Annotated in this window: 14 protein-coding genes; 5 read left to right on the top strand and 9 right to left on the bottom strand. The window is 63.2% G+C overall.

What is annotated here, in order from left to right; translation table 11 throughout:
* Positions 1 to 41: 41 nt before the first annotated feature.
* The 4 genes from glmU to OPU96_RS11325 all read left to right on the top strand — a co-directional run bounded on the left by glmU (position 42) and on the right by OPU96_RS11325 (position 4678).
* Positions 42 to 1409 (top strand): bifunctional UDP-N-acetylglucosamine diphosphorylase/glucosamine-1-phosphate N-acetyltransferase GlmU, encoded by a 1368-nt coding sequence (gene glmU / locus OPU96_RS11310; RefSeq protein ID WP_498559085.1) that lies wholly within the window; start codon positions 42 to 44, stop codon positions 1407 to 1409.
* A gap of 229 nt (positions 1410 to 1638) precedes the next feature.
* Positions 1639 to 2406, top strand: a complete 768-nt coding sequence (locus tag OPU96_RS11315) for a DeoR/GlpR family DNA-binding transcription regulator (RefSeq protein ID WP_192298122.1) — start codon at positions 1639 to 1641, stop codon at positions 2404 to 2406.
* 10 nt (positions 2407 to 2416) lie between these two features.
* A complete protein-coding gene (glmS, locus tag OPU96_RS11320; RefSeq protein WP_226454754.1) occupies positions 2417 to 4249 on the top strand; it encodes a glutamine--fructose-6-phosphate transaminase (isomerizing) in 1833 nt (610 codons plus the stop codon).
* Between the two features lie 63 nt (positions 4250 to 4312).
* Entirely contained in the window at positions 4313 to 4678 is a 366-nt protein-coding gene (locus OPU96_RS11325) for an avidin-fold protein (RefSeq protein ID WP_498559086.1), read from the top strand.
* 7 nt (positions 4679 to 4685) lie between these two features.
* Here the strand turns inward: OPU96_RS11325 and pbpC are convergent, their stop codons facing one another.
* The 9 genes from pbpC to OPU96_RS11370 all read right to left on the bottom strand — a co-directional run bounded on the left by pbpC (position 4686) and on the right by OPU96_RS11370 (position 19338).
* Positions 4686 to 6986: a penicillin-binding protein 1C gene (gene pbpC / locus OPU96_RS11330; RefSeq protein WP_498559087.1), complete on the bottom strand. Its 2301-nt coding sequence runs from the start codon at positions 6984 to 6986 to the stop codon at positions 4686 to 4688.
* Complete coding sequence (locus tag OPU96_RS11335; RefSeq protein ID WP_498559088.1) at positions 6967 to 12771, bottom strand: alpha-2-macroglobulin; 5805 nt, start codon at positions 12769 to 12771, stop codon at positions 6967 to 6969. Before OPU96_RS11335 ends, pbpC begins: the two co-directional genes overlap by 20 nt.
* Positions 12772 to 12864: 93 nt before the next feature.
* Positions 12865 to 13065: a DUF3077 domain-containing protein gene (locus OPU96_RS11340; protein WP_226454750.1), complete on the bottom strand. Its 201-nt coding sequence runs from the start codon at positions 13063 to 13065 to the stop codon at positions 12865 to 12867.
* A gap of 595 nt (positions 13066 to 13660) precedes the next feature.
* Positions 13661 to 14593 (bottom strand): phosphatidate cytidylyltransferase, encoded by a 933-nt coding sequence (locus tag OPU96_RS11345; protein ID WP_192298116.1) that lies wholly within the window; start codon positions 14591 to 14593, stop codon positions 13661 to 13663.
* 1 nt (position 14594) lies between these two features.
* Positions 14595 to 15215, bottom strand: coding sequence for a lysophospholipid acyltransferase family protein (locus OPU96_RS11350; RefSeq protein WP_226454749.1), 621 nt, complete (start codon positions 15213 to 15215; stop codon positions 14595 to 14597).
* A gap of 9 nt (positions 15216 to 15224) precedes the next feature.
* Entirely contained in the window at positions 15225 to 15668 is a 444-nt protein-coding gene (locus OPU96_RS11355; RefSeq protein ID WP_226454748.1) for a hypothetical protein, read from the bottom strand.
* Positions 15658 to 16956 (bottom strand): phosphatase PAP2/dual specificity phosphatase family protein, encoded by a 1299-nt coding sequence (locus OPU96_RS11360; RefSeq protein WP_226454747.1) that lies wholly within the window; start codon positions 16954 to 16956, stop codon positions 15658 to 15660. Before OPU96_RS11360 ends, OPU96_RS11355 begins: the two co-directional genes overlap by 11 nt.
* A 2-nt stretch (positions 16957 to 16958) precedes the next feature.
* A complete protein-coding gene (locus tag OPU96_RS11365; protein ID WP_192298112.1) occupies positions 16959 to 18707 on the bottom strand; it encodes a bifunctional alpha/beta hydrolase/class I SAM-dependent methyltransferase in 1749 nt (582 codons plus the stop codon).
* Between the two features lie 10 nt (positions 18708 to 18717).
* Positions 18718 to 19338 carry a CDP-alcohol phosphatidyltransferase family protein gene (locus OPU96_RS11370; protein WP_192298111.1) on the bottom strand — a complete coding sequence of 207 codons (621 nt, stop codon included), beginning with the start codon at positions 19336 to 19338 and terminating at the stop codon, positions 18718 to 18720.
* A 333-nt stretch (positions 19339 to 19671) separates the two neighbouring features.
* On the opposite strand from OPU96_RS11370, the gene hflK reads away from it, so the two are divergent.
* On the top strand, positions 19672 to 21576 hold the full coding sequence (gene hflK / locus OPU96_RS11375) for a protease modulator HflK (protein ID WP_498559089.1): 1905 nt from the start codon (positions 19672 to 19674) through the stop codon (positions 21574 to 21576).

Raw genomic sequence — 21576 nt, forward strand, 5'->3', positions numbered from 1 at the left:
CTTTGGTCTGACGCCGGACCGCCCAGGATTGGTAGCCATTCATGTCTCTTGAAATCGTCATTCTCGCCGCAGGCCAGGGCACCCGCATGCGTTCGGCACTGCCCAAGGTGCTGCACCCGGTTGCCGGCAACTCCATGCTTGGCCATGTTATCCACAGCGCCCGGCAACTTGATCCGCAGCGTATTCACGTGGTCATCGGCCACGGTGCCGATGTGGTACGTGAACGCCTGGCTGCGGACGACCTGAATTTCGTATTGCAAGACAAGCAACTCGGCACCGGCCACGCCACCGCGCAAGCCGTGCCGTTCATCACGGCCGACACCGTGCTGATCCTCTACGGCGACGTGCCCCTGATCGAAGTGGAAACCCTGCAACGCCTGCTCAAGCACGTGGTACCCGGCCAGATGGGCCTGCTCACAGTCGAACTGGCTGATCCCTCCGGCTACGGCCGTATCGTGCGCAACGCTGACGGCAAGGTCGCGGCCATCGTCGAGCATAAAGACGCCAGCGAAGCCCAGCGCGCCATCACCGAAGGCAATACCGGAATCATGGCGGTGCCTGGCAATAAGCTCGCCGACTGGATGAGCCGCCTGTCCAACAACAACGCCCAGGGCGAGTACTACCTCACCGACGTCATCGAGATGGCCGTGAGTGATGGTCTGCTGGTCGCCACCGAGCAACCCCACGACCCGATGGAAGTGCAGGGCGCCAACGACCGCAAGCAACTCGCTGAACTGGAGCGTCACTACCAACTGCGCGAAGGCCGCCGCCTGATGGCCCAGGGCGTGACCCTGCGCGACCCGGCGCGCTTCGATGTGCGTGGTGAAGTCACCGTGGGCCGCGATGTGCTGATCGACATCAACGTGATCCTCGAAGGCCGCGTAATCATCGAAGACGACGTGATCATCGGCCCCAACTGCGTCATCAAGGACAGCACCCTGCGCAAAGGTGTGGTGGTCAAAGCCAACAGCCATCTGGAAGGTGCAGTGATGGGCGAGGGCAGCGATGCCGGTCCGTTCGCACGCTTGCGTCCGGGCAGCGTGTTGGAGGCCAAGGCCCATGTGGGTAACTTCGTCGAACTGAAAAACGCCCACCTGGGCGAGGGCGCCAAGGCCGGTCACCTGACTTACCTGGGCGATGCCGTGATCGGCGCGCGCACCAACATTGGCGCGGGCACCATCACCTGCAACTACGATGGCGCCAACAAGCACCAGACTGTGTTGGGCGAAGACGTGTTCATTGGTTCCAACAACTCGTTGGTTGCCCCGGTGAGAGTCGGCGATGGCGCCACCACCGCGGCCGGCTCTACCATCAACCAGGATGTGGATAACTTGCAGCTGGGCGTCGCGCGCGCTCGTCAGCGCAACATTGATGGCTGGAAACGCCCGGTCAAAATCAAAAAGAGCTGAGTTATCCACAGCTCCCCTGGCCAGCGTTATCCCCTGTGGGAGCTGGCTTGCATGCGATAGCGGTCTATCAATAGCAAATCTGCAAGCTGACACACCGCTATCGCAGGCAAGCCAGCTCCCACATTTGATTGGGGATTTTTCCAGAAATTTACCACGCCCCGCTTGACGATCTTTCGCCAATAGGTTTTGATTGCCTTCGTTATCTTTCGAAACGAAACTTATCATCACCATGTCGAAACGAAATACCCCCCAACGCCGCCACAACATCCTGGCTTTGCTCAATGAACAGGGCGAAGTCAGCGTGGACGCATTGGCCAAGCATTTCGAAACGTCGGAAGTGACCATCCGCAAGGACCTGGCCGCTCTCGAAAGCAACGGCCTGTTGCTGCGTCGCTACGGTGGTGCCATCACCATGCCCCAGGAACTGGTAGGCGATGCCGCCCAGCCCATTTCGGTGTACAAGCGCGCCATCGCCCGCGCCGCCGTGATGCGCCTGCGTGAACACGCACGCATCATCATCGACAGCGGTAGCACCACCGCCGCGATGATCCCTGAACTGGGCCACCAGCCCGGCCTGGTGGTGATGACCAACTCCCTGCACGTGGCCAGCGCCTTGAGCGAACTGGAACACGAGCCCGTGCTGCTGATGACCGGCGGCACCTGGGACCCGCACTCGGACTCGTTCCAAGGCCAGGTCGCCGAACAGGTGCTGCGGTCCTATGACTTTGATCAGCTGTTCATCGGCGCCGACGGCATCGATTTGCAGCGCGGCACCACCACCTTCAACGAACTGCTGGGCCTGAGCCGTGTGATGGCCGAGGTCGCCCGTGAAGTGGTGGTGATGGTCGAATCCGACAAGATCGGCCGCAAGATTCCCAACCTGGAACTGCCCTGGAGCAGCGTCCATACCCTGATCACCGATGATCGCCTGCCGCTTGAGGCCCGCGACCAGATCCAAGCCCGCGGCATTACGCTGATATGCGCGGCAATCATCTAGGAGAAACACCATGTGTGGCATCGTAGGCGCAGTCGCTGAACGCAACATCACCCCGATCCTGATCGAAGGCCTCAAGCGCCTGGAATACCGTGGCTATGACAGCGCCGGTGTAGCCGTCTTCACCAACGCCGGCAAGCTGGAGCGCACGCGCCGTCCGGGCAAGGTCAGCGAGTTGGAACAAGCCTTGAACGGCGAGCCGCTGGTTGGTCGCCTCGGTATCGCCCACACCCGCTGGGCCACCCACGGCGCTCCGTGCGAACGCAACGCCCACCCGCATTTCTCCGGCGACCTGGCCGTGGTGCACAACGGCATCATCGAAAACCACGAAGTGCTGCGCGACCAACTCAAAGGCCTGGGCTACGTGTTCACCTCGGACACCGACACCGAAGTCATCGCCCACCTGCTCAACCACAAACTCAAGGACCACAGCGACCTGACCGCCGCCCTCAAGGCTACGGTCAAGGAACTGCATGGCGCCTACGGTCTGGCCGTGGTCTGCGCCAGCCAACCGGACCGCGTCGTTGCCGCCCGCAGCGGCAGCCCGTTGGTGATCGGTCTGGGTCTGGGGGAAAACTTCCTCGCTTCCGACCAACTGGCCCTGCGTCAGGTCACCGACCGCTTCATGTACCTGGAAGAAGGCGATATTGCCGACATCCGTCGCGAAAGCGTGCAGATCTGGGACGTAAACGGCAACTCCGTCGAGCGTGAAGCCGTGCAGTACCGCGACGGTGCCGAGGCTGCCGACAAGGGCGAATTCCGCCACTTCATGCTCAAGGAAATCCACGAGCAACCAGCCGTGGTGCAACGCACCCTGGAAGGGCGCCTGAGCCAGCACCAGGTGCTGGTCAACGCGTTCGGCCCGCAAGCGGCCGAGCTGTTCGCCAAAGTGCGCAATGTGCAGATCGTCGCCTGCGGCACCAGCTACCACGCCGGCATGGTCGCCCGTTACTGGCTGGAAGAACTGGCCGGCATCCCGTGCCAGGTCGAAGTCGCCAGCGAGTTCCGCTACCGCAAGGTCGTGGTGCAGCCCGATACCCTGTTCGTGACCATCTCCCAGTCCGGCGAAACCGCCGACACTCTGGCAGCCCTGCGCAATGCCAAGGAACTGGGCTTCCTCGCCAGCCTGGCGATCTGCAACGTCAGCATCAGCTCCCTGGTGCGCGAATCCGACCTGACCCTGCTGACCCAGGCCGGTCGTGAAATCGGCGTAGCCTCGACCAAAGCCTTCACCACCCAGTTGGTCGGCCTGCTGCTACTGACCCTGTCCCTCGGCCAAGTCCGTGGCACCCTTGCTGCCGGCGTCGAAGCCACCCTGGTCGAAGAGCTGCGTCGCCTGCCTACCCGTCTGGGCGAAGCCCTGGCCATGGACAGCACCGTGGAAAAAGTCGCCGAACTGTTCGCCGACAAAAACCACACCCTGTTCCTCGGCCGTGGCGCGCAATACCCGGTCGCTATGGAAGGCGCCCTCAAGCTCAAGGAAATCTCCTATATCCACGCTGAAGCCTACCCAGCCGGTGAGCTGAAACACGGCCCATTGGCCCTGGTAGATGACGACATGCCGGTGGTGACCGTCGCGCCGAACAACGAACTGCTGGAGAAGCTCAAGTCCAACCTGCAGGAAGTGCGCGCCCGTGGCGGCCAACTGGTGGTGTTCGCCGACGAAAAAGCCGGCATGACCAACGGCGAAGGCACCCACGTCATCAACATCCCACACATCCACGACATCCTGTCGCCGATCCTCTACACCATCCCGCTGCAACTGCTGTCGTACTACGTCGCCGTGCTCAAAGGCACCGACGTCGACCAGCCGCGCAACCTGGCAAAGTCGGTGACGGTGGAGTAACCCCGCGTAGCCTGGAGGCCCCTCGGGTCTCCAGGATCAGCACGACGAAAGGATTCGACCTCGATGCCAACCCCTCTTTCCCCAATCGGCGAGCGTTTGCACAATCGCCGGTTTGCGGTCGCAAACAACACCCAGGGCCTCTCCGGTGACGGTACGGTGTTCCATTATCAAGTCGAAGGCGATGCCATCTGGGGCACCTACCAAGGCGGGCGGATTCGTATCGGCCAGCAGGTCGGGCGTGTAACCGGCGAGGATACGATCGAGTTGCTGTTTCAGTGCGTGACCACACAGGGCGAGTTATCGGCCGGCTGGTCTCGCGGCACGGTCGGCGTTGATGCTGCCGGGCGCACTACGCTGGCGTTTGTATGGGGTTGGTTGTCGGGGGCGACGGGAGGTGGGGAGTCCAGCTACACCGAGCTTGTCACGTAGCCGCAGATCACGGCACAAACTCCACCCGCAACCCCCGGCTCGCACTGCGCCCCTGATCATCGCTGACCCGCAGCCGATACTCTCCCGACTTGCCCGGTCGCCAGTTCAGTGTGGTCTGCGGCGGGCCCTGGCCGATCAAGGTTTGATCGGCGAACCAGTACAGCGTCGCAGCATCGCTGGCCGCGTTGGCATTCAGCGGGATGCTTTCCTGGGGTTGCGACAGGCGCAGTTGATAGCTCACTTGGGTCAGCGGTGAGCGGATCTGCGGCGCTTCGCTTTGGTCGCTGATGCGGTTGGGTTGGCAGTTTTTCATCACGCTGGGCGGCGTTCGCCGGGGCAGGCCGGCGGCGCGGTACAGGCGCTGTATGTCGCTGGGCCAGAATTCGAAGACTTCTTCACGGGTGTACTGCGCCTCGAAGGGCGGGCACGCGGCCTTGCCGGTGCGTGTGTCGATCAGCACCGGGCGATGCAGGTTCGACACGCGAATCGGCGACACGCCGGGCAGATACCAGGTCTTGCGGGTTTGCGGGCACCAGCGGTTGGGCAAATCGCCGGAGGCGGCGCAGACGTCGATGCGTACCAGCCCGGCGGGCGGCTTGTCGGGTTTGATCACCACGTTGGGCAACGCCAGGGGCAGGGCGTCGGCGATGCGGAAGAACAGCGGCGCGGCGGTCTTGGCGCCGATAAACGCTGGGTTCGGCCGGCCGTCGAAGTTGCCCACCCACACCACCAGCACGTAGGGGCCGACCAGGCCGGCGCTCCAGGCATCGTGAAAACCCCAGGAGGTGCCGGTTTTCCACGCGGTGCGCCAATGGCGGCCGGGCAAGCCATCCGGGCGCGGGTTACGACGCAGCATGTCGCGCACCATGAACGCGGCCTGGGGCGTGAGCAGTTGCGCCCCGGTGGATTGCGGCTGCTCCTGCAAATAACGCAGCGGCCGCAAATGCCCGTCACCGGCCAGCATCACGTACAGCCGCGCCAGCTCCTCCGGGGTCATCTCGCCGCCGCCGAGGGCCAGAGCCAGGCCGTAATGACTTTCGTCACGCAGGCCCTTGATACCGGCGCGTTGCAGCAATCCATACAAGGACGGCGATTTCACCTGGCTGGCCAGCCATACTGCCGGGATATTGCGACTACGGATCAATGCATCGCGCGCCGTCAGCGGGCCGACAAAACTGCCGTCGAAATTTTCCGGCTGGAAGTAGCCGAAGTTACTGGGCAAGTCCTTGAGGATGCTCATGGGGTGGATCACCCCCTGGTCCAACGCCAATCCATACAGAAACGGCTTGAGCGTGGAGCCCGGCGAGCGACGCGACAGCACGCCGTTGACCTGACCGTGGATGCCTGTGGATAAGTAATCCGCCGAACCCACCAGCGCCTTGACGCTCTGGTCGCGGCTGTCGATCAGGATCGCCGTGGCGTTCTCCACGCCGGTGCTGCGTCGTTCGGCGATAAAGCCGCTGATCAGACGCTCGAGCAGTTGCTGCAACGGCAGGTTGAGGGTGCTGTTCAGCTCATTGCCGGGCTGGGACGCCAGCAGTTGCTCACTCAAATGCGGCGCTAGAAACGGGATCTGTTGGCGGTTACGCGCCTCCAGCGGCAAGTCCAGCAAACTGTCGTTACGCGGGTCTTGTGGATAAGTCTCGCGCCAGTCGGCCATCAAGCGCAGCCGCGCATTTTGCAGCGAGGGCCCGAAACGCGCGCGCCGCCCCGGCTGTTGCGGAATCACCGCCAGCGCCAGCGCTTCGGACAACGACAATTGTGCGGCTGCCTTGCCAAAGTAGATGCGGCTCGCGGCCTCGGCGCCTTCGATATTGCCGCCCATCGGCGCCAGGTTCAGGTAGGCCTCCAGGATGTCGTGTTTGCTGTAGCGCGCCTCCAGCCACAGCGCCAAGGCCATCTGCTGCAACTTGCCGGGCACCTGGCGGGTGTTCAGATCCCACAGGCGCCGCGCCAGTTGCATGCTCAACGTTGAACCGCCCTGGCGCTGGCCACCGCTGTAGGTGGCCATGGCCGCACGCAGCAAGGCCGGCGGGTTGATCCCCGGGTGCCAGTAGAAATTGCGGTCTTCCTTGAGCAGCAAGGCTTCGACCAGTGAAGGAGACATCCACTCCAGCGGTAGCCATAAGCGGTATTGGCCGTCGTCCGCCAAGGTCATGCGCAGCAGCGAGCCGTCGTCGGCCAGCACCAGCCGTGACGAGGTCACGGCCTGTTCCAGCGGGGCATGGGGCCACAGGCGCAGCCCCGCCAGCACCACCGCCGCTAGCAGCAGCGGCGGCGCCAGGCGTTTAAGGCTTGGTAATTTCAAGCTGGCCTACTTTGCCGCGCCCTTGCAGGGTGGTTTCGTACATGCCTTCGGCGTAGGCCGGTGGCGTATTGAACGTACCGGCATTGGTGGCGCGCACGCGGTACACGAAGGTGCCTACATCGCGCAGTGCAGTGCCGTACAACACCACTCGATCATCGCGTACATCCACGTAGTCCGGCTGCCAGTTGCTCAGCTCGGTTTCGCCGATGGGCGCTTGCCAGGCTTCTGCTTCCTGGCTGTCTTCTTCCACATACTCGGACTCTTCGCCCTCACTCTCTTCGCTGTTGGCCGCTTCCGGCTCAGGCGGCAAGTTATACACAGGCTCGACGCCACCCGGCAGCAGGTCGACCACCGCCACTTGCTGCACCTGGTCGCGATCGGTGGCGCGCAGACGCAAGCGCACCAGGAACTCATCGCCCACTGCGACCTTGCTCACCGGTTCGCCCTTGAGGTCGAGGTACTCGTGGATGATCTCCAGGCCGTTGTTGATCGGCTTGAGCTTGGCGCCCTTGTCGAAACCGGCTTCGCTGAGCATGTAGAAGGCCGCCGGGCCGTCGGATTTTTCCATGACCAGTTTTTGCGTGGCCCCGGGAACGGCGGCGCGCGGCGGCTGGCCGGCCATTTCCAGCAACTGTTGTTGCTTGTCGCCCAACCAGGCCGTGGCCTTGAGCGTCATGTCGCTTTGCGCACGCTGGCCGTAGTTATCCAAGGCCCGCAGCAACAGTGCCGCCGACAGCGAGTTGTAGCGCTGCTCGTTCAAGCGCTTGCCGAGTTTATCCAGCAGCGCCGTTGGCACGTCGTCCATCAGCTCCGGGAAATGCCGCGCCAGCAGGTGCAAGTGTTCGGCGTCGTGCACCAGCGGGTCGTAGTACATACCGTCGCTGGTCCACTTATCCACAAGGGCGCGCCAAGGGATCTTGCGGAACAACGTATCGGCCTGGCGATCCTGCTTGAGCAACTTGTAGCTGGCGGCCAGGTAAGCGGCGCCGAGGTCGTTCTGCCAGCTGTCCTTGAAGTAGCTCTCGTAGCGCTCGCGGATGTCACTCAAGGCACCGCTCACCAGAATCCCCTGACGGCTCAGTAGGTAACTGGCGTAGGCACGGTTGCGCAATTCCGACAGGCCTTCGCTAGGACCGTTGGCGAGGTCTGTCAGATACGCGTTCGAGCGCACCAGCAGGTCTTCCGGCACCGGCAACCCACGCTCCTTGGCTTCGATCAGGAAGTCGGTGGCATACAGGCTGGCGTACGGCGCCACATCCGGGTTGGCCGCCCACAAACCAAAGCCGCCGGCCTGGTTCTGGCGTTGGCGCAACATGCGCACCGCGCTGCTGAAGGCCTGCTCGGCTTCAGGGGCGTTGCCACCCCAGATCAGCGCGGGCATGGCCTTGGACACCAATTGCTCGGTGCAGGCGTAGCCGTAGTCATCCAGGTAATGCTTGAGACCGTTGGCCCACACCAGCGGCGAGGCGGCGACGCCCAGTTGCACGTCGCGCAGTTGGCTGAACAGCTCGCGGGTTGGCTTGAGCTCTTTGCTGGCGCTGTCGAAGCGGCCCAGGCTCAAGGCCACGCGGTGCTCACTCAGGGGGCGGATCGAAGTGGTTTCCGCCACCTGGATACGCTTGCCATCCGGCAGTACCGCGACAAAGCGCAGGTCGGCCGAACCCAGGGTTTCACCGACCTTGATCTTGAACTCGGCGGTGCCTTCCTTGCGCGGTTGCAGGGCCAAGGTGCTGCCCTTGTCGCCCTGCACCTTGAGGCCGTCGCTGGTTTGCACCTCAAACTTCACGTCGGCCGCGGCGTCGAGGTTGCTGAACACCCCGGCGCTGACATTGAACATATCCCCAGGCGCCACGAAGGCCGGCACGTTCGGTGTGATCACGATCGGCCCACGCACCTCGGTATTGGCCTCACTGACACCCACGCTGTCGCTGTCCACCGCCACCGCGAAGAGGTGCAGCTTGCCGTTGAAACTGTCCGGCACCTGGTAATGCAGCACAGTCTCACCGGCCGGCAGGTCCACCAACCCGGACCACCACGCCACGGGCGGCTGATGTTTACGCTTGAACGGGTTGAGGTGATTGGCCAGGGCGCCTTCCGTATCGCCACCGGGCGCTGCCCCACTGAGCAGGCGGCTGAATTCCGGCAGGATCAGGTCAAGGATCTGACTGGTGCCGACTTCCAGCGCGCGCTTCTGGAAGAAGAAACCCAACGGGTCCGGCGTCTGGTAGCGCGCCACTTGCAGGATGCCTTCGTCTACCGCATACACCACGGCGCGGCCCGGGCGGTCGGCGTTGACCTTGATGTCGAGCATTTGCCCCGGCTCGACCTTCGCCGGGCCCTCGACTTTCAGCGCCATGCGTCGCGCGTCCAGGTTGATACTGAAGGGCACCACGCCGTAGGACAGCGGGCTCATGTACACCTCGGCCGAGCCCATGTCCCGCACAAACTGCACGTTGACGTAGGCATTGCCTTCAAGCCCCGCAGGCACGCGGATATGTTGCACGCTGTTGGTGCTGTCAGCCTTGAACCACTGCTGGGTATAGACCTTGTCCCGTTCGATGGTAATCAAGCCGGCCCCGGTGTACGGCGCGCGGATACTGATGGCGATCTCGTCGCCGGTGGCGTAGCTGCGTTTATCCAGGCGCAGTTGCAGTTCGGCGTTGCGCTCCAGGGAGCGCGAGGTGTTGCCGCGCCCGGCCACGCTGTAGTCGATCTGGTTGAGCAGGTTGCCGTTGGCGTCTTTCAGTTGCAGGGTGTAATCACCCGGCGTGCCGGTGTTGAGGCTCTGCCTGGCGCCGTCCTGGGTCATCACCAGCTTGGATGCCGGCTGGCTGATGTTCTTGATGCGCGACTCGTACTTGTAGGTGCCGTTGGACTGTTTCACCAGCACCGACACATAGCGGTGCTCGACCACTTCGCTGGTCAGGCCCTCCACTGCCAGCGGCGAAAGGTCCGGCGCCACGGCCAGCCATTGCACCTCGCGTGGCGCATCCTTGGCGACGTACGACAGCGAGTCCTGACTTTTCACACCCACAAGGTAAGGCGCAGACGACACCAACAAGGCACTTTGCGCCGCCACGTTGCGCCCGCCTTCGGCTTCGAACACCTGGGTCATGACCTGCAGGCGATAGGTGCTGTTGGCGAAGCGTTGCAGGTTGAGGTCGAGCAGAGCCTGGCCGTTGTCATCCACGGTGGTTTCGGCGAGGTCTTCGGTGCTGGCGTCTTCCAGGGAGTCGTTGAGGCGGAAGCGGTAATCGGGATAGCGCTCGAATGCCGCGAGCGTTGGGCTCAGGGACATTTTCGCGGTCACCCGACGCCCGGCCGCCGGGGCGCCGAACAGGTGCATCGCGGTGACTTTGGCGACCACTTGGTCGGGTGGAATCCAGCCCTGCACGGGAGTGTCATGCAGGCTCAGGCTGACTTTCATGCGGTCCGGTTCAAAGTCGCGGACCTTGAAGCTGACGCTGCCCAGGTCGGTGCGAGTCTGTTTCTGGCCAATCAACTGCAAGGTCGCGGTGTAGTCCCCGGCGGGGGCGACTTCGCTGCTGGGGAAATCAAAGGTTTCAAAACCACTGGCGGACAGCTTCAGCGGCTGGCGAATCACTTCCAGGCCGCGTGGGTCGGTGATTTGCAGCTCTACCGGCAGGCCTTGCAGGGCACCTTTCCAGTTGCCGCTGCGCACGATCATGCCCAGGTGCGCGGTCTCGCCAGGGCGGTACAGGCCGCGGTCGGTAAACAGGTAGGCGCTGAGGCGATCAACCGCACCGTCTTCTTCCAAACCGCCTACATCGAAGCGCGACAAATCCAGTTGCTGGGACTGACGGGCAATCGGCAGGAAGGATTGGTCATTGCCGCGAGTGACGACATACATCAGCGGCGTTTTCTCACGGCGCAATTCATCCAGCTTGGCGAAATGCGCGTGGCCTTCGCCATCGGTGTGCCCGCTGCTCACGGGCAAGCCGTTGCGGCCGATGATGTCGACCTGTGCGTCGGCCACCGGCGAACCGTTGCCGATGGACTGTACGTACACATCGTGGCTGCCATCGCTGGAGCGCTTGGCGATGATGCCCAGGTCGGTCACTACGATAAAGCGCAGGTCGCTGGTGCTGCTGCGGTCGTACTCGAAGGTGCGCTCGACCGGCTCGTCCTGGGGGCTGAGCTTGAGTACAAAAATGCCACGACGGCCGCCGTTGGCGGTGAGGTAGTGGCTGAGGTCGACGTTGTCGTAGACGGTTTTCGCCGGGTCATTGGACGACAGTGGAATGTCCAGCGTCTGACGTTCCACCATGCGGTCGAAGTACTCGTTGCCGAAATTCGGCCGGGCAAAGCTACCGCTGCTCTGGTCCACCAGATGCTGCAATTGGTTGGGCAGCAGGCGGGCAATTTCCACATGGGCGCCGGGCACGCCACGGGCCATGAAGCCCAGGCGTTTTTCGCCGTTGAGGCTGAGCAGGGCGCCGTCAGACAGGAACTGCAACGTGCGCGGGTACGCCGGCATGCTGATCAGCGACGCCGTAGGATTCTTCGCCAGATAACCGCCGATGGCTTCCAGGTTGGCGGGCACGCGCACATAGATAGCCCGGCCGGCCGGGGCCTTGAACTTGAAGGCATGCAGGGTGTTCAACGGTTCGACGCTGGGCACGTGGGTCAGGTTGACCTTGGTGCTGCGGGCGAGCAGGGCATCGTCGATGTCGTTGCTGTTGTAGGGGCGCGTATCGTCCTCGGCTTTTTCCGGCAGCAGCCAGGCCTGCACCTTACCGGCGATGGTGTCATCGGCTACGGCGCTGGAGCTGCTGAACATCAGCACCGGCTCGGGTTCGCCGCGCTGGTTGTCGACAAAGCTGACTTCGGCGCCAGTGAATGTCAGGCGATAACGCCCGGGCACAGTGACTTGCGCCACCAGCGGCGCGGTGCTGGCGTTGCCGCCGTCGCGGGCCTTGAGGCCTTCGTCGAGCTTGGCGCTGACCGGGGTACTTTCCAGCGGTGTAGCCAGGGCGGCGGAGCGCACGTAGGCGTTGAGTTTTTTCTCGTCGAACGTCACTTCCGGCCGATTGGGCAACTGGGCGTCGCGGTAGGCCAGGCCTTTGCCAAGGGTCACTGTCACGCGTTTGCGTAGGCTGTCTTCATCCACTGGGTGGGAAAAGTGGAAGGTCGCTACTAGCTGTTTCAGCGTTGGATTGGACGGGTCCTGGTACAGCTCGTTTTGCGCCAGGGTGGCGCGGAACGGTTGGGTGGAGAACTGGGCACTGTATTGGTCGAGCAGTACGCCGTCGGCCAGCAGGTTTTTCTTCGCCAGGTCCAGGGTGTAACCGGCGTCGATCGGCCAGTCTTTCTCCGGCACGAACAGCAAGGTGCGGTCATCGGACCAGCGCCACGTACCCGCCACGCTCGGCTTGAGGGTGATGCCTTCGCTCACCGGCTTGCCAATCGCCGCCAGTGGGGCCACGGACTCGGCGAAACGCACCTGCAAGTTATCCACAACCGGCGTTGGCTGGGTGTAATCGGTGAGGTTGGGCTTGTGCAGCGAATACCCCACGGTGTGGGGCTTGGGCAGGTGGGAATACCACTGCCAGCCGTAGAACCCGGCGGCGCCCAGCAGCACCAGGCCCAACACGCCGGCCCCGGCCTGGCGCGGATAAGCGCGGGCCTTCTGACCGAGCGCCAGCACGCCATCACCGATGGCGCGCAGCCAGAGCGGCGGGCTCCATTGGCCGAACAGGGCACCCACCACAGTCGTTAATGCACCGTACAAACGGCGACAGATCGTTTTGAACGAGTCGAACATGGTGAGCATCCCTGGCTAAGTGCGGCGTATCTTACAGTGTCTTTGATACAAAAGATGACACCGATACGCCGCACTATTTGTGGCGAGGGAATGTTACGAAGGGGTCATACATTCCAGCGAGCGATCCACCATGACTTTGGCCATTTTCGCCAGATAGCTGGCGGCTTTGGGTGAGTCACCTAATGCTTCAGCGCACTGGAGCAGGTCTGAGGCGTAAGCCAGGGCGTCTTCGAAGCTGAGTTCGGGATGGGTGATGAAAAAGGGATGGGGTGGGTCGGGCCTTACTTTGCTCATTGCGTTAACTCCAATGTAGAAAATTGGAGCTGACAGCCATCGCTGCTAAACAATGGGTGGCAGCTGTACGCAGGTTAGCAGGCCGGAACATTGGGAATCCGACGCACCCGAAGGTGCCCTGCGCACAGCCACCATAAAGCGTTGGCAGAAAAAAACGCCATGCTTGAGATGGCGCTTGTGCGCCCAATGTTGAACATTCGAGCTGCTAAACCCGGTCACTGAATGGGCAGTGACGAACGCAGACTAGCTACCGAAAAGGCAGGGCACAAGCGGATGGGATTCTCTCGGAAATGTCCTGCGAAAGAAAGGGACGCGAGTGGTAGGAGTGCTTGTTTCAGACTTTGCCGCAGAACAAATGCACGCAGGTTTGCTGACGGGGTTTGGCACGATTTGTAAGCCTATAGGCTTACAAATTACCGACCCTTGTAAGCCTGTAGGCATACAAGTTTTTAGGTGTCACCGCAAAGCCTATGTGGGAGCGGGCTTGCTCGCGAAGACGGTGTGTCAGCCAACCTATCAAGTGGCTGAAACACCGTCTTCGCGAGCAAGCCCGCTCCCACATTTTTGATTTTTGGATGGCTGGAGAATGGTGGACTCAGGTCCACCAGAACCGCACCAGGTGAAAGAAAATCGGCGCGGCGAAACACACCGAGTCCAAGCGATCCAGCATCCCTCCATGCCCCTCGATCATGTGCCCCCAATCCTTCACGCCCCGGTCGCGCTTGATCGCCGACATCACGATGCCGCCAGCAAACCCCAGCAGGTTGATCAACAGCGCGATCAGGAACGACTGCCATGGGTTGAACGGCGTGGTCCACCACAGGGCTGCGCCGATCAGGGAGGACAGCAAGATCCCGCCGACAAAGCCTTCCACGGTTTTGGAGGGCGACAGGTTGGGCGCGATCTTGTGTTTGCCGAACAACTTCCCACACACGTACTGGAGCACGTCCGACAGTTGCACCACGATCACCAGGTAGGCGATCAGCAGCAGGTTGCGGCCCTCGTAGCCGGGAATGTCGAGGGTCAGCAGGGCCGGCACGAACGACACGCAGAACACGGCGATCATCAGGCCCCATTGCACCTTCGACGCCCGTTCCAAAAAGTGTGTGCTGTCGCCGCCGAGGGAGGCGAGGATCGGCAGCAGCAGGAACACGTACACCGGGATGAAGATCGAGAACAGCCCGTACCAGTCCGAGTAGATCAGCAGGTATTGCAGCGGCAGCGCCAGGTAGAACGCGGCCACCAGCGCCGGGTAGTCGCTGCGGCGGGTGGGGGTGAGGGTGAGGAATTCGCGCAGGGCGTAGAACGACACCGCGTAGAACAGCAGGATCACCGCCCCGGTGCCGAGCCAGAAGGCGATGCCGATGACCACCACCATCACCCACCAGGCGTTGATGCGTGCGTTGAGGTTGTCGATCACCGCGTTGGGCGTGCCACGGGTGCGCAGCTTGAGGATCAGGCCGATCAGCGAGGCGAGCACCAGGATCGCGCCGATGCCGCCGAACAGCATTATGGTCTGGCTATGCATATCAGGAATGCTCCGGGGCTAGGGCGAGCAGGGCGTCACGGGTGCGGGCGAGGAACGCGGTCTTGTCTTCGCCTTCTTCCAAATGCAACGGCGTGCCGAAGCTGGTGGTGCACAGCAGGGGCAGCGGCAACACGCGACCCTTGGGCATGACCCGGTTGAGGTTGGCTATCCACACAGGCACCAGTTCGGCCTGTGGGTAACTTTTTGCCAAGTGATACAAGCCGCTTTTGAACGGCAACAGGCCGTCTTCCAGATTGCGCGTGCCTTCGGGAAACAGGATCAGCGAGTCGCCGCCTTCCAATGCGGCCAACATGGGCTGCAACGGGTTATCCACAGGGTCCTTGCGCTCGCGGTCGATCAGCACGCCGTTGAACACACGGTTGATGATGTAGCGGCGCAAGGCGCTTTTGCTCCAGTAATCGCTACCGGCCACCGGGCGCGTGAATTTGCGCAGGTTTTGCGGCAATGAGGCCCACAGCAGCACGAAGTCGCCGTGGCTGCTGTGGTTGGCGAAGTAGATGCGTTGCACCGGCACAGGTGCGCAGCCCAGCCACAGGCTGCGGGCGCCGGTAACGGTGCGGGCCATGGAGGTAATCAGCGTGGCGACCACGGGTTCGAACATGGGAATTCCTTATCCGGCGAAAGGCAGCCAGGGGCTGGCGAGGATCGCGCCCAGGGTCAGCAGTGTTTGTGCACCCAGCAACCAGGCTTGTTTGCGCAGCAGTTTGAGAGCGCCGCGACGGCGTTCGGTCCAGGGCCGGCCGGCGCGTTTGGGCGCTTGCAGGCCAAGGGTTTGCAGGGCCAGGTCGAGGTCGGCGGTGCGTTCGGTGTCGCGGGCGAGCAGGGCGAACAGGTCGGCATCGAAGGCCACGCGCAGCGCCCAGTACTTTTGCAGCAGCCCAAGGATAATCATCCACAGGCTGAGCAGCAGGCAGATCGGCGTAATGCTGGCCATCAGCAGTTGGGCCAGGCCGAACAACACGCCGAGCAGGGTCAGGCCTGTGGATAACTGATCCAGCGAACGGCCGCGGCGCAGCAGGCTGGCGACGACCTGGAGTTCCATATCAGCGGGCATGGGGCAAACCCTCCAAAGCTTCACGGTGAGCGGGGTGCAGGACCACATCGGCCCGCGCTGTACGAATAATAGTCAGCGCATCCTCCACCGTCGTGGCCCGCCCGCTGTGCAGCAGCCACGCGGCAACCGCCGTCGCGCTGCGCGAATAGCCCAGGGCGCAACACACCAGCAGCGGGCCACTGGCGCGCAGGCGTTCGATGGCCTCGGCGGCGAGCAGGCATTCGGCGGGCGTCGGGGCGATCAGGTCCAGCACGGGGATGGCCTGATAGGCACGGCCCTGTGGATTAATCGGCAATTCGGCGCAGAGATCGACGATGGCCTTGAAGGGCTCCTGCTCGCGGGTCGTGGGAATGCGCCCGAGCCAGACGTTATCCACAATCCGGTCCGGTTGTGGATGTTTGCGTGTCCACAGGCGCGAGTTGATCCACGCCGCCGCCAGGTAAGGCGCATACAGCCAGCGCGCGGCCGGTGTCAGTCGACCATCGGCGCGCTTCTGGAAGCCTGCGGCGCCCAGCACGAAGTAGTTCGCCTTGATCAAGGCCAGGGACACCGCCGGCCACAGTAGCCACAGCCAGCCGCCGCCCAGGGCCAACGCAAGCACCGCCAGCAGCAACGCGCCCAGGCCGTAACGCACGCCCAGCCGCCAGCGCTTGGGGTCCCGCGTCAGCCGCGCATTCAGCAGCGGGCTCGGATGTTCCACCGGCCATAGCCACACGCAGATCCAGCCGGCGAGGGCGCCTGTGGGTAAGTCGATAAAGTGATGTTGATAAGTGGTCAGCACCGAAATACCGATCAACGCGAACCAGCCGTGTACCAGCCAGCGCCAGACACCCTGGGTGTGGCGCTGGTACATGACCCACAGGATCACCAGCAGCGCGATGTGCAGCGACGGCGCCTGGTTGAACGGTTTGTCGAACCCGGCCAGCACGGCAAACAGCCAGCCGAACACGCCATCCAGTTCGGGTCGCTCGAAGGTGAAACGCAGCGGCCAGATCAGGAAGCAACTCACGGCAATCACCTGCGCACTCAACAGCCGCAGCGCATGTTGCTTCAGTTCATGCCGGCTGTTGGGCAGCAACAGGGAGAACCCGTAAAGCAGGTCGATGGACCAGTAGGGCACGATGGTCCACGCCAGGAAGGGCATGTGGGTTTCCCAGTCGAACACCAGCGTGCCGACGTCGCTGCGCTGGCTGGTGACCCAGGTGGCGAAGCCGTAGGTGCTGAAAAACAGCGGCGCCAACAGCAGCAGCCAGAGGACGGCGGGCTTGAGCAGACCGGGTTCGCGCATGTTCAGATCTTCTGTGCCACGGACACGGTGAAAATGCCCCATTCGTCCACCCGCTGGGTGATCTTGCGAAAGCCCGCCGCCTCGACCAGTTGATCCATCTCCGCCTGGCTGCGCCGGCGCATTACCCAGGCCTGGCCCTGGCGGTGGCTGGTCAGCGCACGGGCGATCAGCTCCAGTTGCGGGTGCCATGGCTGGCCGGTGTAGACCAGATAACCGCCGGGCTCTACCGCTTCAGCCAGCCCGGCCAGCGAGCCGCCGACCATGGCGTTGTCGGCAAACAATTCGTACAGCCCGGATACCACCGCCAGCGTCGGCTTGGGCGCCAGCGCGGCCAGATCCGTACGGTCAAATGCATCGCCTTTGACGAATTGGGCAATGTCGCCCAGGCCCTTCTCGCGAATCAGCGCGCCACCGTCACGCACATTGATGTCGCTGTAGTCGCGCAGCAGGATCGACTCCGGCAGCGGCGAAACGCCCTGCAAGGCTTCCAGAATGTAGCGACCGTGGCCGGCGGCGATGTCGACGATGCGTACTTCGCGATCATCGGCACGCAACTTGGCCATGGCCAGGCGCAGCAGTTCCTCGACGTTCAGCTTGCGCTGGCGGATGCCGCGCCAGCCGATGGAGTTGAGGTAGTTGGTATCGATCATCCGCCCCAGCCCGCCCTTGCCGGTGGGCTTGTTGCGGTACACGTAGTCCAGGGTGCTGCCGGAGTCGAAACCGGTGTCGAAGCCCAGCTTGACCCCGTCCGACAGGTTCTTGCCCAGGCCCATGCTGGCGCGGGTCAGGCGCCAGTACAGGTCGCGCAGGGAGTTGCGCGGTAACGGCGCGGCGAGGGCTTCGGATTCGGCGCAGGTGGCGCCGATCTTGTCGGCGTCGAGCAGCGAGGCGCGGTCCAGCGGGTGTTCGAAGTTCTGCAGGATAAAGCGCTTGGCGCTGCTAACGGCGGTGGCGCGGTCGCGCTCGCCGAGGGTGTCGTGGAAGAAACCGGGGAGGATGTGCAGCTCTTTTTTCAGGCTGCCAAGGCGGTCGAAAAATTGCTGCTGGGGTTTGCGGTGCACCACGAAGTCCGAGCCGGACACCAGTAATTGGGTCGGCACCTGGATCGCCTGGGCATCGGCCACAACCCGGTCGGCCGCTTCGTACAGGCCGAGCAGCACATTGACCGAGATCGCCTTGGTGATCAGCGGGTCGCTGTCGTAGGACGCCACGCGCTCGGGGTCATGGCTGAGGAACTTGGCCTTGACGTAGCTGTTGACGAAAAAGTTGCCGCGAAACTTGCGCATCAGCGCCAGGCCTGGCCGGGCGAACGGCACGTAGAGCTTGACCTTGAACGCCGGCGAGGCGAGCACCAGCGCGCGGATCTTTGGCGCGTAGTCATGCACCCAGGTGGCCGCGATCACCGCGCCGACGCTTTGGGCGATGACGGCGAAGTTCTCTTCTTCGATGCCATAGGTGGCGCCGATGTGGTCGCAGAAGGTTTGCACGTCGCGGGCGCTGGTGGCGAAGCTGGGGCTGTCGCCGCGTTCGCCGGGAGACTGGCCGTGGCCACGGGCATCCCAGGCGAAGAAGTCGAAGTGTGGCAGGTCCAGTTCATCGACCAGATGGGCGATGCGCCCCGAATGCTCATGGCCGCGATGGAACAACACGATGGCCTTGCGTGGCCCGTCGCCCGCGGTGGCCGGCCAGTGCCGGTAGAACAGCTCGACGCCATCGTGGGTACTGAAGGTGTGTGCTTGTTGTTCGCGCATCGCAAAATCCTTATGCAGAAGGGGAGTCTTGTTGTTCTTTGAGGCCCTGGCGCACCCGGTTGACCAGGGTGTAGGCAAGCAGGGCGGCGACCAGCCACATCACCCCATCCACCCAGCTGGCGCCGAGCCAACCCAGCGCTACACCAGTGGCCAGCACGCCGAGCACAAACGCCCGATCGCTCTTGCCCATCGGCCCGTCGTAGCGCCGCGATGCGCCCACCATCGGCCCGAGCACCCCGGCGTATTCGCTGAACACCGCCAGCAACGCCACCAGCAGCACCGGCGCCAGGCTCACGCCGGGGATCAATGCAAACGGCAGGATCAGCGCGCTGTCGGCAATCACGTCGCACAACTCATTGAGGTAGGCGCCCAGGCGCGACTGCTGGCCGAATTCCCGGGCGAGCATGCCGTCGATGGCGTTGAGGGCCATGCGCAGGATCATCCACAGCGGGATCAGCGCAAACAGCCACAGGTGTTGGGCGAAGCTGGCGATCAGCAGGCCGACCAGCAGGGAAACCACGCCGGCCAGCACGGTGATCTGGTTGGCGGTGGTGCCGTTGTCGTAGAGGCGCTGCACGAGGGGGCGCAGCAGGTTTTGAAAACGCGGTTTGAGCTGATAGATCGAAATCATGGGAGGTGACGCTTCCTTGTCCGTGGACCCGCGAAAAACTGGCTTGGAGTGTGCCGCTTAATCCTGGCCTGTACCAGTGATGGCGCGTGTTTATGGGGGTTTAGTCACGCTCCCGAGCACAACGAGGTATAGAAGTGGAAACGATCAATGTGGGAGCTGGCTTGCCTGCGATTGAATTACCTCGGTTTTGCTGGAAGACCTTGTTGTCAGCATCGCAGGCAAGCCAGCTCCCACAGGGAATCGGTGGTTGGGTTTGAAAGCGACATTCACCGGACAAAAATTTCACGCCCCGTGTTATATCGTAACCAATTGTGTGCAAGCGGACGTAAGTGGATGCAAGTGGATCTAGAGGCTGACGGCGCTTCGGTGGAAGGCCTGCCGCGTTTTCAGCAGGGGCTGTTCCATGCCCGTCGATTGCGCCAGGCCGGGATCAGCCTGACGGCTGTGGCACTGTGCGGGTGGGTACTGGCGCTGTTCGTCGCGCTGTTCGCGCCGCTGTCGATCTGGCCGGTGGTGTTGATCAACTGTGCGTCGGCGTTGCTGTTGCTGGTGGCCGGTTTGCAGTCGGCGTGGTGGGTGGCCGATTGGCGCGCCCAGGCGCTGGAAGAACCTGCGGTGCACGTGCCGGTTGAGGACACCAGCCGCTACGCCCGCTTCACCGAGCGCTTCGCCCAGCAGATCGGTACGCCGGTGGTGTGGCTCGGCGGTTGGTCGCTGCTGGCACTGGTCAGTGTCGTCGAGTTCTGGAACCTGGCCCTGCCCGCTGCAGCAGTCGGTCAATCCGCCAGCATCGGTGCCGCGTTGGCACTGGCCCTGGCGTTTGGCCTGCTGGTGTTCGAACGCCGCCTCGCCCAGGAAACCGCCGTGCAATGGCCGGAAGCCGCGCAGCTGGCGCAGTTGAGCCGGGTGGCGATTATCTGCCTGGTGCTCAGTGGAATTTGCCTGCTGTTCGCTAGTGCCGAAGCGGTCTGGCCGTTGCGGCTTGCGGTGCTGATCGGCGGGCTACCCGCGCTGGTCGCCATCGAGTTTCTGCTCAGGGCCATCCTTTCGCTGTTCAGTCCGCGCCAACCACGCCTCGAACCGCGGCTGATGGCGCAAAGCGTTATCGCCGGGCTGCTGCGCTGGCCGCCACAACCCTTGCTCGCCTTGCAGCACGAATTGCACAACCGCTTCGGCATCGACCTGCGTCAGATCTGGGCGTTTACCTACATCCGCCGCGCATTTCTGCCGGTGTTGCTGGTGGTGCTGGCGGTAGGCTGGGCGCTTACTGGTGTGCACGAAGTGCCCCTGCAAGGTCGCGGGATTTATGAGCGCTTCGGCAAGCCGGTGGAGGTGTTCGGCCCTGGCCTGCATGCCGGTCTGCCCTGGCCGCTGGGCCGCGTGATCACTGTGGAAAACGGCGTGGTGCATGAACTCGCCACCAGCGTCAGTGAGGCCGCCGCCCCGGAGCTGGCCGCCGCTGAAGGCCCGGCGCCGCTGATCGCCAACCGCCTGTGGGACGCCAGCCACGTGAATGACAAATCCCAGGTCATCGCCAGCAGCAGCGGCGACAAGCAGGGCTTCCAGATCGTCAACATGGACGTGCGTTTCGTCTACCGCATCGGCCTCAACGACCACGCCGCGCTGGCCGCCACCTACAACAGCGCGGATGTGCCGACCCTGATCCGCAGCACCGCCAGCCGCATCCTGGTCCACGACTTTGCCTCGCGCACCCTTGACGAATTGCTCGGCGAGCAACGCACCAGCCTCGCCGACGAGATCGGCCGCGCCGTGCAGGCCGATCTGCATCACCTCGACAGCGGCGTGGAAATCCTCGCCACGGTGGTGGAAGCGATCCACCCACCGGCCGGCGCCGCTAATGCCTATCACGGCGTGCAAGCTGCGCAGATCGGCGCACAGGCGCTGATCTCCCGTGAACGCGGCGCCGCCAGCGAACAAACCAACCTGGCCCTGCTGCAAGCCAGCAGCGCCCGTGACCAGGCCACGGCCACCGCGCGCGAAGTGAATGCCGGTGCCCAAGCGGCCGACCTGCGTTTCGCCGCCGAACAAAAGGCCTACGCCAGCGCGGGCAAAGCCTTTGTGCTGGAACAGTACCTCGGCCAACTGAGCCAGGGCCTGGCCCACGCCAAGCTGTTGATTCTGGATCATCGCCTGGGCGCCGACAGTGCGCCGACGATCGATCTGCGTTCTTTTTCCTTGCCGGCCGATCCGTCGCTGCCGCGCAAAGCCGTTCAATAA

This window comes from Pseudomonas sp. RP-B7, from assembly GCF_059803535.1.